Origin of the sequence: Faecalibacterium sp. DFI.5.82 (genome assembly GCF_029076575.1) — a bacterium.
Taxonomy (GTDB): Bacteria; Bacillota; Clostridia; order Oscillospirales; family Ruminococcaceae; genus Faecalibacterium; species Faecalibacterium duncaniae.
The window spans coordinates 417,967-433,558 of sequence record NZ_JARFIS010000001.1 but is presented as its reverse complement, the minus strand read 5'-3'; the positions used below and the strand labels follow the sequence as shown (position 1 = coordinate 433,558).

The following is a 15,592-nucleotide window of genomic DNA, read 5'->3' as shown; positions in this document are numbered from 1 at the left end:
TTAAGTGAAGGTACATTGATTGTTTGTTGAATTATAAAAGGTGAGGTCACATTATGAACGCTATTTTCTATCCCGCAATTTTTCACCCGGAAGAAAGCGGGTACTCTGTTGAGATTCCCGATATTGAGGGCTGCTTCACCCAAGGCGATACCATGGACGAAGCCGTCCGCATGGCACAGGATGCCATCGGCCTTATGCTGGAAGATTGCAAAGTCTGCCCGGAGCCTTCTGTCCCTTCTGCACTCCATGTTGACCCGGAAGATTTTGTGGTGATGGTGCCTTTCGATATGGAAGAGTACGAAAAGCGGTACAGACCCGTAAAGAAAACCCTTTCCATTCCCGGCTGGCTCAACGATGCCGCCGAATCGGCACATATCAACTTTTCCGGCGTCCTTCAGGATGCGCTGAAAGAGAAACTCCATCTGGCGTAAGTATAGGCATAAGTACAACAACAGCCGCCCAGCGAGACCGTGAGGTCGCTGGGCGGCTGTTTGTTTATAATTGCATATCAGTAAAATGGTTTTGCTTTCATTTCCGAATAAAAGATTGGCTTATTCAACCCATACTTTTCTGTAATATCACGCACTACATCTTCAAACCATTTAGGTGCATACGGCGAAATATAGACTCCTGCAATCAATTTCTCAATATCGACATCTTTTTCAACACCACAGCAAGCAGCTTTTCTCATATGTGTAACTGCCCTTACTTCTTGTTCATACTCAAACGATTTTCGTTTACACCAATACGAGCCATTTATAGGTGCAAACTGCTTTGTAAAATCAATATAGCGTACTTTTCCTATTTCTACTGATGGGTCTTTTCCAAGTGCTTCATATAATTGTTGGCTAGTTGTCTGAATTGCAATCGCATTTTCCACGTTTGTAGAATATAATTTCCACATAGCCTCTGATTCATATTGATTACAATGCCAACAACTTACGAAGATATCTTTTCTTTCGCTTACGCCCGCTCTTTCAAGGTTTGACAAAATCATCGCCGCGTTCTTTTCCACATATTCATCCGTCAAATCTCTCGTATTTCCCTCCGGTGGCGTTCGTATAGCCCACTCAAGAAACTCCGTGTAAAATTCGTTCCATATTCCCTTACGTTCTATAATTCCCTTTGCACCTTCAAATATATCCTCAAACGATTCCAATGACGCAAAGTACAACTTTTTCTTTCCAATCAAAGAAATGAACTTAGCCAAATCCATGTAACGCCAAAGTTTGGCCGTTGGTGAAACTTCTTCATACCGAATAATTTCTTCTGACATATTATCAGCCTCTTTTTGATTATTTCTATTCTTATCCACCAATGTTGTCACTGGCCTTGCGATACTGCTCGTCGATTTCCTTCATGTTGTAGTCCATCAGGCCAGGGATTCCCATTTCGCCGCCGCATTTGTTGCAGAAAGCAGCCGTGATTTCAAAAGTATACTCCTTTTCCCGGATGGTCCGGTTGATTTTGATTTTCTTCAAGGTGTAGTTTGTTTCTCTGCGGCATTCTGTGCAGAAATCCCTCTGATTTTCCATGGCGGCACACTCCCTTCCGGTTTTACGTTCTTTTTTATTTATTGTATCCCTACCTTTGTTTTTCGTCAACAATAAAGCCGCTGACAGTCTGCCGCTCGCAGAATCCATCAGTGGGTTCATGAGTCTTCAAATCCCCTAGACAAAAAAATCGGCACCCGCTTTTCAGCGAGTGCCGATTTTGTTACCCTATAGTGCGCTTTGATTTTTGGCGTAAGTGGCGTAAGTTTGGCGTAAATCCGCTTTTGCGCACTCCAAAAATCAAGGATTCATGCGGTTTTTAGGCAGTTATTAGTACATGCCGCCCATGCCGCCCATGTCACCACCGGCTGCAGGAGCAGCGGGGGGTTCGGGCAGGTCAGCGACCAGGCTCTCGGTGGTCAGCACCATCTCAGCGACGGATGCTGCGTTCTCCAGAGCGGAACGGGTGACCTTGGTGGGGTCAACGATGCCGGCGGCGATCATATCCTCAACAAAGACCTCGTTCTGAGCGTCGAAGCCGTAGTTGGGCTTGTTGGCAGAGACGATCTTGTCGATGATGACGCTGCCTTCCAGACCGGCGTTCTTTGCGATCTGGCGCAGAGGTGCCTCCAGAGCCTTCAGGACGATCTTGGCACCGGTGCGCTCGTCGCCTTCCAGCGTGTCGCACAGGGCGCGCACAGCGGGGATGGCGTTGATGGGAGCGGTGCCGCCGCCAGCGACAACGCCTTCCTGAACAGCAGCCTTGGTTGCGTTCAGAGCGTCCTCGATGCGCAGCTTCTTATCCTTCATCTCGACCTCAGTAGCAGCACCGACCTTGATGACTGCAACGCCACCGGCCAGCTTTGCCAGGCGCTCCTGCAGCTTCTCACGGTCGAAATCGCTGGTGGAAGCCTCGATCTGGTTGCGGATCTGTGCAATGCGGGCTGCAATGGCATCCTTATCGCCTGCGCCGCCCACGATGGTGGTGTTCTCCTTGGTCACCTTGACCTGACGGGCATGGCCCAGCATCTGGACGGTAGCGTCCTTCAGCTCATAGCCCAGATCAGCGGACACAACGGTGCCGCCGGTCAGGATAGCGATATCCTGCAGCATCTCCTTGCGGCGGTCGCCAAAGCCAGGAGCCTTGACAGCGCAGACGTTCAGGGTGCCGCGCAGGCGGTTGACGATCAGGGTGGACAGAGCCTCGCCCTCGATGTCCTCAGCCACGATCAGCAGCTTCATGCCATTCTGCATGACCTGCTCCAGCAGGGGAACCAGATCCTGGATGACGCTGATCTTCTTATCGGTGATCAGGATGGCGGCGTTGTCCAGAACAGCCTCCATCTTGTCGGTATCGGTGACCATATAGGGGGTCAGGTAGCCGCGGTCAAACTGCATACCTTCCACGATCTCGTTGTAGGTCTCGGCGGTGGTCTTGTTCTCCTCGATGGTGATGACACCGTCGGAGGTGACCTTCTCCATAGCCTCGGCGATCAGGCGGCCGATCTCGGGGTCACCGGCAGAAATGGTGCCGACGCGGGCGATATCGTTGCTGTCCTTGACCTTCTGGCTGTGGGCCTTGATGGTCTCAACGGCCTTGGCAACAGCCTTGCTCATGCCGCGGCGGATATCCATGGGGTTGGCACCGGCGGTAACGTTCTTCATGCCCTCGGTGACCATGGCCTGTGCCAGAACGGTTGCGGTGGTGGTGCCGTCGCCTGCGGCATCGTTGGTCTTGGTTGCGACCTCACGCACCAGCTGTGCGCCCATGTTCTCGAACTCATCCTTCAGCTCGATTTCCTTGGCAATGGTCACGCCGTCGTTGGTGATGACGGGTGCGCCGAACTTCTTGCCCAGCACCACATTGCGGCCCTTGGGGCCCAGGGTGATCTTCACGGTATTTGCCAGGGTATCAATACCGGCACACAGTGCCTTGCGGGCATCCTCGCCCTGCTTGATCTGTTTTGCCATAATCAAATCGCTCCTTCAAAGCTCAAATTTCAATTTCAGAGGGGAAACTTACTCCACGATGGCCAGGATATCGCCCTGACGCACGATGGTGCACTCCTCGCCGTCCACCTTGACCTCAGTACCGGAGTACTTGCTGGTCAGGACCTTATCGCCAACCTTCACGGTCATCTTGACTTCGTTGCCGTCCACGATGCCGCCGGGGCCAACAGCCACAACCTCAGCCACCTGGGGCTTCTCCTTGGCGCTGCCGGTCAGGATGAGGCCGCCCTTGGTGGTCTCCTCGACTTCAACGGCCTTGATAACAACACGGTCTGCAAGAGGAATGATCTTCATAGTTCTTGCCCTCCTATAATAAAAATATAATGAAAACTTTTTGGCACCTTCGGCCCGTTTCTGCTGGGCCTCCGGTTGTTTAGCACTCCTTTTCTCTGAGTGCTAAGTGTATTGTACTCATCTTGAACTGAAAAATCAAGACCTTTTTGATTTTTCTTTTTGAACAATTTGTGACCACCCGAAAAAGTATCCTTACATCGAAAAAAGAGCAGTTCTCTTTTCCGGAGAGACTGCTCTTTTTCATCCAAACATCTTCTTATTTTACGTCCACGCTGCTCCTTTTCGCCACAAACCGCTCATACGCCGGGGCGGGCAGGAGGATGCGGCCGCTCAGGGGGCGCAGAACAGCCTCCACCGCATCACAGGGGGCGCACTCGCCGTCGGCGGTGGCAACGATGGGGCCGCGGCCATCGGCGGGACGAAGCGCCACCCGCCGGGCACGGCGGTAGAGGAAGTAGGGCTTTGCCTCCTCGGTGAGCTGGCCGTTCACAAAATGCCGGCCGCTCTTGTACATCCCCAGCAGCTTGGCAATGGTCAGCCGCCCCACCCTGCGGACGATCATCACGTCCAGCCAGCCGTCGGCGGGGTCGGCCTCGGGGGCGGCAAGGAAGCCGCCGCCATAGGCCCGGCCATTACAGATGGCGCACATCAGGCAGTCCACGGTCAGCTCCTCATCATCAATGGTAAAGGTGACCCTGCGGCCGATGTGCCCGCAGAGCTGCTCCACGATGGAGAGCAGGTAGGACACCTCGCCGCCGCACAGGGGGATGCGCCGGAACTTGGGGATGCCGTAGGCCACCTGCGCGTCCAGACCCGCCGCGCAGATGGTGGCGGACAGGCCCAGACTGGTCTCCAGCAGGTCAATGGTCACTTCCCCGCCCGCCAGCTGGGCATCGAGGTCAGTGAACTCTGCCCGGGTACCATAGGTGCGCAGGAAGTCGTTGCCGCTGCCGTAGGGCAGGCAGCCCACGGCGGCGTTGGCAAAGCCCTGCACGCCGGTCATGGCTTCCATGAAGGTTCCGTCGCCGCCCGCTGTCCAGATGCGCAGACTGTCCCCGGCCTGCGCTGCCTCCTGGGCTGCGGCACGGGCCAGCTCCCGGGCGTGGCCCGCATATTCAGTGGTGTGGATGGTATAATCCGCCTCACTCCACCCGGCCCGGGCGGCAGCGGCTCTGATCTGCGGGATGAGCTGGACGGTGCAGTCCTGCTTGCCCGCAGCGGGATTCAGTAAAAACAAATAGCGCATGGTTTCCTCCTTGGGGCGTTTCGCTTTCTCTATGATAAACGAAAATGCCGGAGGATGCAAGGGGGACGCGTGCTCACCCTCTCAGTCTCGCTTCGCTCGCCAGCTCCCCCGAAGGGGGAGCCAATGCATCTACGAGGGAAGAGACGGCTTGCGGCTAAACCTCTCAGGCGCTCCGCGCCAGCTCCCCTAGTAGGGGAGCCCTTGGCAGGCCGTCGCGTTTTCGTGGTCTGGCGCTTCGCTCCTGTTTGCCCTGCTGGCGCAAAGTCTTATCCTTGCGGCAGGTGCCATTTTTGGAGCCGATAGGCGATCATTGCGAAAAATGAACCTTATGCCAAGGCCTCCCCTACTAGGGGAGGTGGCAAAACCGTCAGGTTTTGACGGAGAGGTTTAATACCGCCAGCACCCCCTAAAGGTCATGCCGCAATAGCCTCTCCCTTTGGGAGAGGTGGCATCCCGCAGGGATGACGGAGAGGGCGCAGCTCCGGTGAAAACCAACCCTCTCAGTCTCTCTTCGCCCCCGTCATGCTTTAACAGAGAGGGTCGATTCCTCCATCAAGGTCACCTCCCCATCCACCGTGCAGTCGGCGGTCCAGTGCTGGCCGGTGTGGGCCGTGCCGGAGGCGATCTGGTTGGCGAGGGCCTGTTCCACGGCGCGGTCCACCTGCCGCCGCAGCTCCCGGGCCCCATAGGGCGAGCGCGCCCTTGCAGCCAGCACTGCCCCCACCCGGGGCGTATGGGTCAGCTGATACCCATTGCGGGCGGCACGGGCTTCCAGCTGGCCCAGCAGCTTCTCGGCGATGGCGCACAGGCTATCCTCTGCAAGGGGACGGAACACGATGAGCTCATCCAGCCGCCCCACCAGCTCGGGGCGGAACCACTTCTTGGCTTCCTCAATGGCCTGGGCCGACTGCTTCTCGAACACGGCCTCGCTGCCCGCTGCAAAGCCCAGCGGGGCGCTCTGCCCGGCCAGAAAGCGTGCCCCTAAGTTAGAGGTGAGCAGGACGATGGTATTGCGGAAATCGGCCTTGCGGCCCATGGCATCGGTGAGCTGGCCGTCCTCCAGGATCTGCAGCAGGATATTCTGGATGTCCGGGTGGGCCTTTTCGATCTCGTCAAAGAGCACCACGCTGTACGGGCGGCGGCGGACGGCTTCGGTGAGCTGACCGCCCTCATCGTGGCCAAGGTAGCCCGGAGGCGCGCCCAGCAGGCGGGCCGTGGTGTGCTGCTCCTGATACTCCGACATATCGAACTTGAGCAGAGCCTTCTCGCTGCCGAACCAGCTGGCGGCAAGGGCCTTGGCAAGGGCGGTCTTGCCCACGCCGGTGGGCCCCAGAAAGAGCATGGCCCCCATGGGGCGGCCCGGCTCCCCCAGCCCGGTGCGGCTGCGCCGGATGGCCCCGGCCACCGCCGCCACGGCCTTCTGCTGGCCCACGATCTCGGCGTTGAGGCGGGATTCCAGCTTGTCCAGCCGTTCCCGTTCCTTCTCCCCCACCCGCTCCACGGGCACGCCGCTGGCCTGCGCCACCACCCGGGCAATGTCCTCCCGGGTGAGGGTGGGATCTGCTTTCCCCTCCCGCTCGGCGCGGATGCGGGCAGCGGCACAGGCCTCGTCCACAAGGTCGATGGCCTTATCGGGCAGGAAGCGCCCCGGCAGGTACCGCACCGAGAGCTCCACGGCCTCCCGCAGTGTCTCGGGCGGCAGATGCACGCTGTGATAGCGCTCGTAGCGGGGGGCAAGCCCCTCCAGGATCGCCGCGGCCTGTGCCGGGGTTGGCTCCTCGATCTGCACCCGGCCAAAGCGGCGCTCCAGTGCGGCATCTTTCTGGATATGGGTGCGGAACTCCTGATCGGTGGTTGCCCCGATGAGCTGCAGCTCCCCCCGGGCCAGCACGGGCTTCAGGATGCTGGCGGCATCAATGGCTCCCTCTGCCGCGCCGGCTCCCACGATGGTATGGAACTCGTCCACAAACAAAATGGCGCTGCCGTCCCGCACAAGCTCCTCCAGAAGGGTCTTGAACCGCTCCTCAAAGTCGCCCCGGTACTTGGTGCCCGCCACAAGGCTGGCCATATCCAGCGCCAGCAGCCGCCGCCCCTGCAGCATCCGGGGCACGTTCCGGCTGGCGATGCGCTGGGCAAGGCCCTCGGCAAGGGCCGTTTTGCCCACGCCCGGCTCCCCCACCAGACAGGGGTTGTTCTTCTGGCGGCGGCACAGGATCTCCACCATCCGGTCCAGCTCCGCATCCCGGCAGAACACCGGGTCCAGCTCGCCGTCCACCGCGCGGCGGGTCAGGTCGCGGCAATACTTATCGCTGGCACGGCTGCCCCGGGGCATGGCGCTGGCCCGGGGCGTGCCGGGCAGGATGAACTGCCCCGAGATCTGGCGGCACTCCCGCACGGCCTCGGCCAGCTGCACCCCCATGGAGGCCAGCAGCACCCCCGCCGCGCAGTCGGTATCCTCCAGCATGGCGCAGAGCAGGTGCTCCGGCTCCGCCTTGGGCAGGTGGGCGTTCTGTGCCCCGATGAGGGCATAATCCATAGCCCGGCGCAGGTCTGGGGCCAGCGCCTTTCTATCCAGCTGGCGGGCCGGGCTGGTGCGGCCCTCGGCCAGCTGACGGCGCACGGCGGGCTCGGTGATGTTCTTGCCCGCCAGAAACCGCCCCGCCGGGCCGCGGTCGGTCTGCAGCATGGCAAGCAGCAGGTGCCCGGTATCCGCCCGGGCACAGCCCATGCTGCCCGCAAGCTCCACGGCTTCGTCCAGCAGCAGCCCTGCCTCCCGCGAAAACCCCTTGTGTCTGCCCATGCCGAATGCTTCCCAAATGCTCATGCTCTGCTCCTTGCTGTATTGTTTCATACACAGCAAAGTATAGGCCCGGTGAATGGAAAAAAATCAGCGGTTTGTGTCAACCCTCTCAGTCAAAGCCTATCGGCTTTGCCAGCTCCCCCGAGGGGGGAGCCAATTGCGACCTGGCCTTTAGGGGCTGCTGAATCAAAACGATGCGTTGGCTCTCCCTTTGGGAGAGCTGTCGAGCAAAGCGAGACTGAGAGGGCGCTGCACAGCAAAAAAGCGCCGTGCAATGCACGACGCTTTCTCTGCGTTGATGGTTACATCTCTGCCAGAGCCTTTTTCAGGTTCCTGGCGATCTGGTCGGGGCAGCTGGTGGGGCGGGGGCCGCAGGTGGTACCCTCCATGCGGGCGATGGCATCCTCAGCCTTCATGCCCTTGAGCAGGCGGCTGATGCCCTTGAGGTTGCCGTTGCAGCCGCCGATGACCTCAACGGACTCGATGGTGTGGTCATCGCTCAGCACGATGTTGGTCTGCTTGGAACAGGTGCCCACATTGGGGAAACTGAAAGATTTGCTCATGGAAAACATCCTCTCTTTTTGACTTGCCTGCATTATACTACAAAAACAACGTTCCTGCAAGAGGCGGAACCTGCCCTCTTTGCCAAGGGCTCCCCCTTCGGGGGAGCTGTCGAGCAAAGCGAGACTGAGAGGGTGAGGATGCTCACGGACTTTACCGAACTCACCCTCTCCGTCATTGCTGACGCAATGCCACCTCTCCCGAAGGGCGAGGCCTTGGCAGTTCTCATAAGAATGCTCAAATCGGTTTACTTTTTTCTCTTCCGGGCCAGCTCCTCGATCCGCGCGATCTGGTCATCGGGGGTGGTGCAGGTACCCACGGGGTAGACCTTTTTGTGGTTGGCCCCGTGGAAGTCGGTGCCGCCGGTGTGGATGAGGTGATACTGCCCACAGAGGGCGGCACACTCGGCCTTGTCCTCGGGGCTGTTGCTGGGGTGGTCGATCTCGATGCCGTCCACCATCCCCTCCCTGACCAGTTCCCGGAGCAGGGGCATACTCTTGTACACGGTGGGGTGGGCGAACACCACCACGGCACCGGCGGCTCTGGCTGTGGCCAGAACCTCCCGCACCGGGATGTACTCGGGCGAGTGGAGCACCCTGCCCCGCGGGTTCCAGCCGAACAGCTCATGGTAGCGCTCGCCGTAGATGCTGTCGGCAAGGCCCAGCTCCCGCAGCGCCTGCATGATGCCGCTCTTATAGAGCACGCCGCTGTCTCTGGCGTATTCCAGCGCCTGCTCTGTGCGGAACTGGGGGAAGATGGCTTCCAGCTCCCGGGCGCTCTGCAAACAGCACTCGTTGCGGCGCTGGCGCATGATATCGCAGTGGCGGCGCAGGGCCTCGCTCTCGGGGTCGGGCCAGTAGGCCAGCAGGTGGACCCGGTGCTGGCGCTCGTAATCGTAGCCGGTGAGCTCGGTGGCCGGGATGAGCTTTACCCCATCCTGCACCGGGTGGTCGTAGGCATACTGCACGCTGCGCAGTGTATCGTGGTCAGAGATGGCCATGGCATCCAGCCCCACCCGGGCTGCCATCAGGGGCAGCCGGGCCACGGGCACGGAACCGTCGGAATAGGTGGTGTGGTTGTGTAGATCGCCGGGCATGGAATGGAACCTCCTCGCCCTCTCCGTCAAAGCCTGAGGCTTTGCCACCTCTCCCAGAGGGAGAGGCAATTGCAGCATCAAGGCAGGGCGCTGCAAACTTGCAGTCGTTCACCGGTCAGATGCGTTGGCTCTCCCTTTGGGAGAGCTGTCGAGCAAAGCGAGACTGAGAGGGCTTTATCTTTTATAATAATTGATCAAACACCCATCTGCCAAAATCTCCCGCTCATCGGAGGTCAGCGGTGCCATATAGAGGGCAAAGGGCTTCACTTCCTCCCCCAGCACATAGGCAGGGATGTTCTGCAGATCGCCCTTGAGGGCTTCCCGGACATGGGGGATGAGGATGTAATCCCCCAGGCCGAAGGGAGCCGCACCGTTGAGCTGGAAGGGCAGCATGCCCCAGTTGATGAGGTTGGAGCGGTAACGCTTGGTGGCGTACTCGTTGACGATGTTGGCCCCGGCCCCCAGCACGCGCTGGCAACTGGCGGCCTGCTCACGGGCGGAGCCGTCGCCGGGTTTGACGGCAAAAATGGTGGAGGCCAGCTGCACATCGTCCCAGGTCAGGGCCTCGCAGCCGGGCACGGCACGGATCTTTGCCAGCAGGGCGGCATCCCCCTGCCCGGCCCGGCGGGCGGCTTCCTCGGCCTGCACGGCCTTGGCGCGCCCCACATAGGCGGGGTCCTTGCGGCTGAGGGTGAACTCGGCCAGACCCAGGGGGTTGGAGCGGTAGGAAGAGGTCTCACCCGAGGGGATGAGCTCGTCCGTGGTGGTGACGGGGTCGGTGATGTAGGAGGCCACCTTCAGCAGCAGGTTGTCGCCCAGTGGGGCGATCTCGGGCCAGTCCTTGATGTTGGGGCCCAGCTTGAGCAGGGCATCATAATCGCCGTGGCCAAAGCCCTGATACACCCGGGCCTCGTAGCTGGAGGGATCGTAGTGGTATTCGGGCACGGTGGGGTCGTAATCCACCTCCGTTGCGGGGGTCAGGATGCCGCCGTTGGCCGTGGTGGCGGCAATGCTGCGGGCATCCATCAGGGCCACGCCTGCCAGCTGGCCGCTGCCGGGCTTGGAGCCCTCGCGGCTGGGGAAGTTGCGGGTGGTGTGGCGGATGGACAATGCCCCGTTGGCGGGCACATCGCCCGCGCCGAAGCAGGGGCCGCAGAAGGCCGTGCGGATGGTGGCACCGCTGGCCATCAGGTCGGTGAGCGCGCCGGTGCGGTTCAGCTCCATCATAATGGGCTGGCTGCCGGGGTAAACGCTGAGGGCGTAATCCCCGCAGCCGCCGGTATGGCCTTTGAGGATGGAAGCGGCCTCGTAGATGCTGTCGAACAGGCCGCCCGCGCAGCCTGCGATGACTCCCTGATCGACCCGGAGCCTGCCGTTTTCGATCTTGCTGCACAGATCCAGCTTCACGTCAGAACGGCCCACCAGCTGCTGGACGTTCTCCTCGCATTCGTGGAGGATGTCCTTGAGGTTGGCGTTCAGCTCCTCGATGGGAAAGGCGTTGGAGGGGTGCATGGGCAGGGCGATCATGGGCCGGATCCTGGAAAGGTCCACGCTCACCACGCCGTCGTAATAGGCCAGCTCTGCCGGGTGCAGGGGCTTGTAGTCCCCTGCCCTGCCATGGACCGTGAGGAACTGCCGGGTCTTTTCATCGGTCTCCCAGATGGAGGAAAGGCAGGTGGTCTCGGTGGTCATGGCATCAATGGCGTTGCGGGTGTCCTGCCGCAGGGAGGCAATGCCGGGGCCCACGAACTCCATGACCTTGTTCTTGACATAGCCGCTCTTGAACAGCTCACCCACCAGTGCAATGGCCACATCGTGGGGGCCGCAGCCTGCGGGCAGAGCGCCGGTCAGGCAGATGGCCACCACGCCGGGGCGGGCCACATCGTAGGTGCGGCCCAGCAGCTGCTTTGCCAGCTCGCCGCCGCCCTCGCCGATGGCCATGGTGCCCAGTGCGCCGTAGCGGGTGTGGGAATCAGAGCCAAGGATCATTTTGCCGCAGCCCGCAAAGCGCTCGCGCATGTACTGGTGGATGACCGCCATGTGGGGCGGCACAAAGATGCCGCCGTACTTTTTGGCAGCGGACAGGCCGAAGCGGTGGTCATCCTCGTTGATGGTGCCGCCCACGGCGCACAGGCTGTTGTGGCAGTTGGTCAGCACATAGGGGATGGGGAACTTTTCCAGCCCCGAGGCACGGGCCGTCTGGATGATGCCCACAAAGGTGATGTCGTGGCTTGCCATGGCATCAAATTTGATCCGGAGATCCCGGTCGTTGCCGCTGGTGTTGTGGGCGGTGAGGATGCCGTAGGCCATGGTGCCCTTGTAGGCCTGGTCGGCCTGCTCCGCAGTCACGCCCGCGGCTGCCAGTGCCGCAGGAGCCTGCGCGTCGGCGGGCACCCACTGCCCCCGCAGGTAGTATGCACCCGAGGTGCTGCATTTGATCGATTCCAACATAATACTTTCCCCTCGCTTTTGCAAAAAAGGACTGCGGCGCTCCGGGGGCAACCCCCCAGTCTCGCTTTGCTCGACAGCCCCCCTAGTAGTGGGGCCCTTGGCATGGCGTAAAGCTTTGCCATTTTGCCAAGGCCGCCCCTATCAGGGGCGGTGGCATTGCGAAGCAATGACGGTGGGGTTTTCCAGAGCACCAGCAGTCCTGTCAATCAGTCAAACAGCATATCGTGGATGGCGCTGACCGCCTTGTCAGCATCGTCACGGTCAATGATGCAGGAGATCTTGATCTCACTGGTGTAGATCATCTTGATGTTGATGTTGTTGTTGGAGAGGGCCTCGAACATCTTGGAGGCAACGCCGCTGTGGCTCTGCATACCGGCACCCACGATGGAGACCTTTGCGCAGGTCTCGTCGCAGGTGGCATCCTTGAACTTGCCGCTCTCCTTGAGCACGCGCATGGCGGTCTCAGCCTCGCCCTCGGCGCAGGTGAAGGAGATATCCTTCTTGCCGTCGCGGCCGGTGGACTGCAGGATGATATCCACGTTGATGTTCTTCTGGGCCAGCAGGCCAAAGATCTTGAAGCTGGTGCCCGGCTCATCGGGAACGTTCAGGATCGTGATAACGGCAACATCGGTGTCCTTTGCAACACCCTTGATCAGCATACCTTCCATGTCTTTTGTAACCTCCTTGACCACCGTACCGGGCACGGGATTCAGGCTGGACAGCACTTCCAGCTCCACATTATACTTCTTTGCCAGCTCCACGCTGCGGTTGTTCAGCACCTGCGCACCCAGAGAGGCCAGCTCCAGCATCTCGTCAAAGGTGATCTCTTCCAGCTTGCGGGTGTTGCGCACCTTGCGGGGGTCTGCGGTGTAAACGCCTTCCACATCGGTGTAGATCTGGCAGCGGTCTGCGTGCAGGGCCGCTGCAATGGCCACGGCGCTGGTATCAGAGCCGCCGCGGCCCAGGGTGGTGATATCATCCAGCTTGTTCAGGCCCTGGAAGCCTGCCACGACCACCACGCGGTTGCGCTCCAGCTCGGAGGAAATGCGCTCGGTCTCCATGCGGGTGATGCGTGCCTTGGTGTAGGCACGGTCGGTGCGGAAGCCCGCCTGCCAGCCCGTCAGGCTGGTGGCGTGGCAGCCCAGCTCGTTCAGGGCCATGGCCAGCAGCGCGATGCTGATCTCCTCACCGGCGGCCAGCAGCATATCCATCTCACGGGCCGAAGGGTTGTGGGTGATCTCAGCAGCCTTTGCGATCAGGTCGTCGGTGGTGTCGCCCTGTGCAGACACCACCACCACCACGTCATTGCCCGCCTTGTGGGTGTTGGCCACGATGCGGGCCACGTTGAAGATACGGTTCCGGTCCTTCACCGAAGAACCGCCGAACTTCTGTACGATCAACGCCATAGTTTGTCACTCTCCTCTAGTTTCTCCCAATTTATATCATTCCACAGTTGCGCCGGTATTATCTGCATCCAGCTCTAACAGTGTAAATGCTTCACATCCGTCCAGGCCTTCCAGCGTTTCCAGCCCGGCACGCAGCCCGGCATAAAAGCGCTCAGCCTCCGCGCGCTCGGCCACCGCCATCACGGTGGAACCGGCACCCGATACATACACGGCCTTTGCCCCGCACTGCTTTGCCAGCGCGAACACCTCCCGGGAACCGGGCATCAGGGGCATCCGGTAGGGCTGGTGGAGCTTATCCTCGGTGGCAATGCCCAGCAGGTCATGCCGGCCCTCACAGAAGGCGGCAGGCACCAGCGCGGCCCGGGACAGGTTATACACGGCATCCTTGTGGGCCACCTGCTTGGGCAGGGCCGCGCGGGCGGCCTCCGTCAGCAGCTTGTAGTCCGGCACGATGGCCGCAAAGCAGAGGCTCTGGTCCACATCCCGCTTGACGGAGTAGACCACGCCGTCCTCAAAGACGCTGCTGGTCAAACCGCCCAGCAGGGCCGGGGCCACGTTGTCGGGGTGGCCCTCAATGGCCGTGGCCAGCGTCAGCAGCTCCTGGGTGTTGAGCACATCGCCCAGCATCCGGTTCGCGCCCAGCAGGCCCGCGATGATGCAGGCCGAGGAGGAACCCAGGCCCCGGGCCATGGGGATGGGGTTGGTCTGCACGATCTTCAGGGGCGGGATCTTCTTGCCCACCTTGTCGAACAGGCCCTTGGCCGAGCGGTACACCAGATTGCTCTCGTTGCGGGGGATGCGGGTGCCGTCCGCCGCCGAGATGTCCAGCCTGTCGCTCTCCTCAAAGGTCACGGTGTTGTACAGGGTCACGGCCAGACCCAGCGCGTCGAAGCCGGAGCCTACATTGGCGCTGGTGGCCGGAACAGAAACTTTGATCTTCATCGTCCGTCCCCTTTTCTCATGCTTCCTCGGGCAGCTTTTTCAGCACCAGCTTCACGCTGCCGCCCACGGTCTCCACCTTGCGGGCTGCCTCGGCCATGGCCTTTGCATCGGCCTGCTCCACCAGATAGGAGCAGCCGTCAAAGTGCTCATCCACCACACGGCCCTTACCGTAGATGGCTTCCACCACGGCGGGAGCAACGCCCGCTGCACGCACATAATATGCGGCGGGAGCCGGGTCGGTGAGCATCCCCTCCACCGGCTCCGCAGGCTGCCAGAACAGGCTGTCGTGGACCTTGGAGCCATTCTTGAGGGCATCCACCACATCGGCCACCACGGCGCTGGCGGTGGGCAGCTTGCCCGCGCCCTTGCCGTAGAACACCACGTCACCCAGCATATCGCCCTTGACCAGCACGGCGTTGAACACATCATCCACACCGGCCAGCTGGTGGCTCTTGGGCACCAGACAGGGCTCCACACCGGCAGCCACGCTGCCGTCGTCGCCCCGCTTCATCCATGCGATGAGCTTGATGACGCAGTTCAGGCGCTCCGCCGCAGCCACATCGGCCACGGTGATGTCCCGGATGCCCCGGGTGGGGATGTTCTGGGGGTAGATCTGGTGGCCGCAGACCAGCGAGGACAGAATGGCGATCTTGCGGCAGGCATCCCGGCCGTCCACATCGTCGCCGGGGTCCTTGGTCTCGGCATAGCCCAGCTCCTGCGCGATCTTCAGGGCCTCGTCAAAGCCCAGGTTCTCCCGCACCATCTTGGTCAGCATGAAGTTGGTGGTGCCGTTCACGATGCCCTCCACCTCGGTGATGACGTTGGCGGCCAGGCACTGGTGCATGGGGGTGATGATGGGGGTGCCGCCGCCCACGGAGGCCTCGAACAGGAAGGCACAGTTGTGTGCCTTGGCCAGTGCCAGCAGCTCCGCGCCGTAGGTGGCCACCATCTCCTTGTTGGAGGTGCACACGCTGCGGCCGCTCTCGAGGCAGGCCTTGACATAGGGGTATGCAAAGCGGGTGCCGCCGATGGTCTCCACCACCACCCGGATCTCCGGGTCTTCCAGAATGGTATCGAAGTTCTTGATAAAGAGGTTTGCCGCCGGATGAGCGGAGAAATCCTTGGGGTCAAGGATGTACTTGACCTCCACCGGCTCACCGGCCCGGCGGGAAACACCGGCGGCGTTGCGGCACAGCACCTCGTACACGCCGCTGCCCACCGTGCCAAAGCCTAAAATCGCGATCTTTGCCATAGTTCAACCCTCGTTCCTATTTCCTGACTGTTCTGGTGCTC

At 60.7% G+C, this 15,592-nt stretch carries 13 protein-coding genes; 1 reads left to right on the top strand and 12 read right to left on the bottom strand.

Translation table 11 applies throughout. The annotated features are described in order from the left end of the window. Nucleotides 1–53 precede the first annotated feature (53 nt). Nucleotides 54–431, top strand: a complete 378-nt coding sequence (locus P0G09_RS02275) for a type II toxin-antitoxin system HicB family antitoxin (protein WP_112114943.1) — start codon at nt 54–56, stop codon at nt 429–431. A 77-nt stretch (nt 432–508) separates the two neighbouring features. Here the strand turns inward: P0G09_RS02275 and P0G09_RS02270 are convergent, their stop codons facing one another. The 12 genes from P0G09_RS02270 to P0G09_RS02215 form a co-directional block, all read right to left on the bottom strand. Continuing rightward, entirely contained in the window at nt 509–1,276 is a 768-nt protein-coding gene (locus tag P0G09_RS02270; protein ID WP_120079178.1) for a hypothetical protein, read from the bottom strand. A 31-nt stretch (nt 1,277–1,307) separates the two neighbouring features. Further along, entirely contained in the window at nt 1,308–1,655 is a 348-nt protein-coding gene (locus tag P0G09_RS02265) for a hypothetical protein (RefSeq protein ID WP_275251806.1), read from the bottom strand. A 168-nt stretch (nt 1,656–1,823) separates the two neighbouring features. Continuing rightward, a complete protein-coding gene (groL, locus tag P0G09_RS02260; protein ID WP_215665834.1) occupies nt 1,824–3,464 on the bottom strand; it encodes a chaperonin GroEL in 1,641 nt (546 codons plus the stop codon). A 48-nt stretch (nt 3,465–3,512) separates the two neighbouring features. Next, nucleotides 3,513–3,797: a co-chaperone GroES gene (locus P0G09_RS02255; RefSeq protein ID WP_005932536.1), complete on the bottom strand. Its 285-nt coding sequence runs from the start codon at nt 3,795–3,797 to the stop codon at nt 3,513–3,515. Between the two features lie 256 nt (nt 3,798–4,053). Further along, the gene (locus tag P0G09_RS02250) at nt 4,054–5,043 is read right to left on the bottom strand and encodes a diacylglycerol kinase family protein (RefSeq protein WP_275251805.1); all 990 of its coding nucleotides are present in this window, start codon (nt 5,041–5,043) and stop codon (nt 4,054–4,056) included. Nucleotides 5,044–5,563: 520 nt separating this feature from the next. Further along, nucleotides 5,564–7,867, bottom strand: coding sequence for an ATP-dependent Clp protease ATP-binding subunit (locus P0G09_RS02245; RefSeq protein ID WP_097772259.1), 2,304 nt, complete (start codon nt 7,865–7,867; stop codon nt 5,564–5,566). A 278-nt stretch (nt 7,868–8,145) separates the two neighbouring features. Then, nucleotides 8,146–8,406: a TIGR03905 family TSCPD domain-containing protein gene (locus P0G09_RS02240; protein WP_215695308.1), complete on the bottom strand. Its 261-nt coding sequence runs from the start codon at nt 8,404–8,406 to the stop codon at nt 8,146–8,148. Nucleotides 8,407–8,651: 245 nt separating this feature from the next. After that, nucleotides 8,652–9,500, bottom strand: a complete 849-nt coding sequence (locus tag P0G09_RS02235; protein ID WP_097770749.1) for a PHP domain-containing protein — start codon at nt 9,498–9,500, stop codon at nt 8,652–8,654. A gap of 174 nt (nt 9,501–9,674) precedes the next feature. After that, on the bottom strand, nt 9,675–11,951 hold the full coding sequence (locus P0G09_RS02230) for a hydratase (RefSeq protein WP_275251804.1): 2,277 nt from the start codon (nt 11,949–11,951) through the stop codon (nt 9,675–9,677). Nucleotides 11,952–12,157: 206 nt separating this feature from the next. Continuing rightward, complete coding sequence (locus P0G09_RS02225) at nt 12,158–13,357, bottom strand: aspartate kinase (RefSeq protein WP_275251803.1); 1,200 nt, start codon at nt 13,355–13,357, stop codon at nt 12,158–12,160. Nucleotides 13,358–13,393: 36 nt separating this feature from the next. After that, nucleotides 13,394–14,299: a homoserine kinase gene (gene thrB, locus P0G09_RS02220; RefSeq protein ID WP_275251802.1), complete on the bottom strand. Its 906-nt coding sequence runs from the start codon at nt 14,297–14,299 to the stop codon at nt 13,394–13,396. Between the two features lie 16 nt (nt 14,300–14,315). Further along, entirely contained in the window at nt 14,316–15,551 is a 1,236-nt protein-coding gene (locus tag P0G09_RS02215; protein WP_005933838.1) for a homoserine dehydrogenase, read from the bottom strand. Between the last annotated feature and the right edge of the window lie 41 nt (nt 15,552–15,592).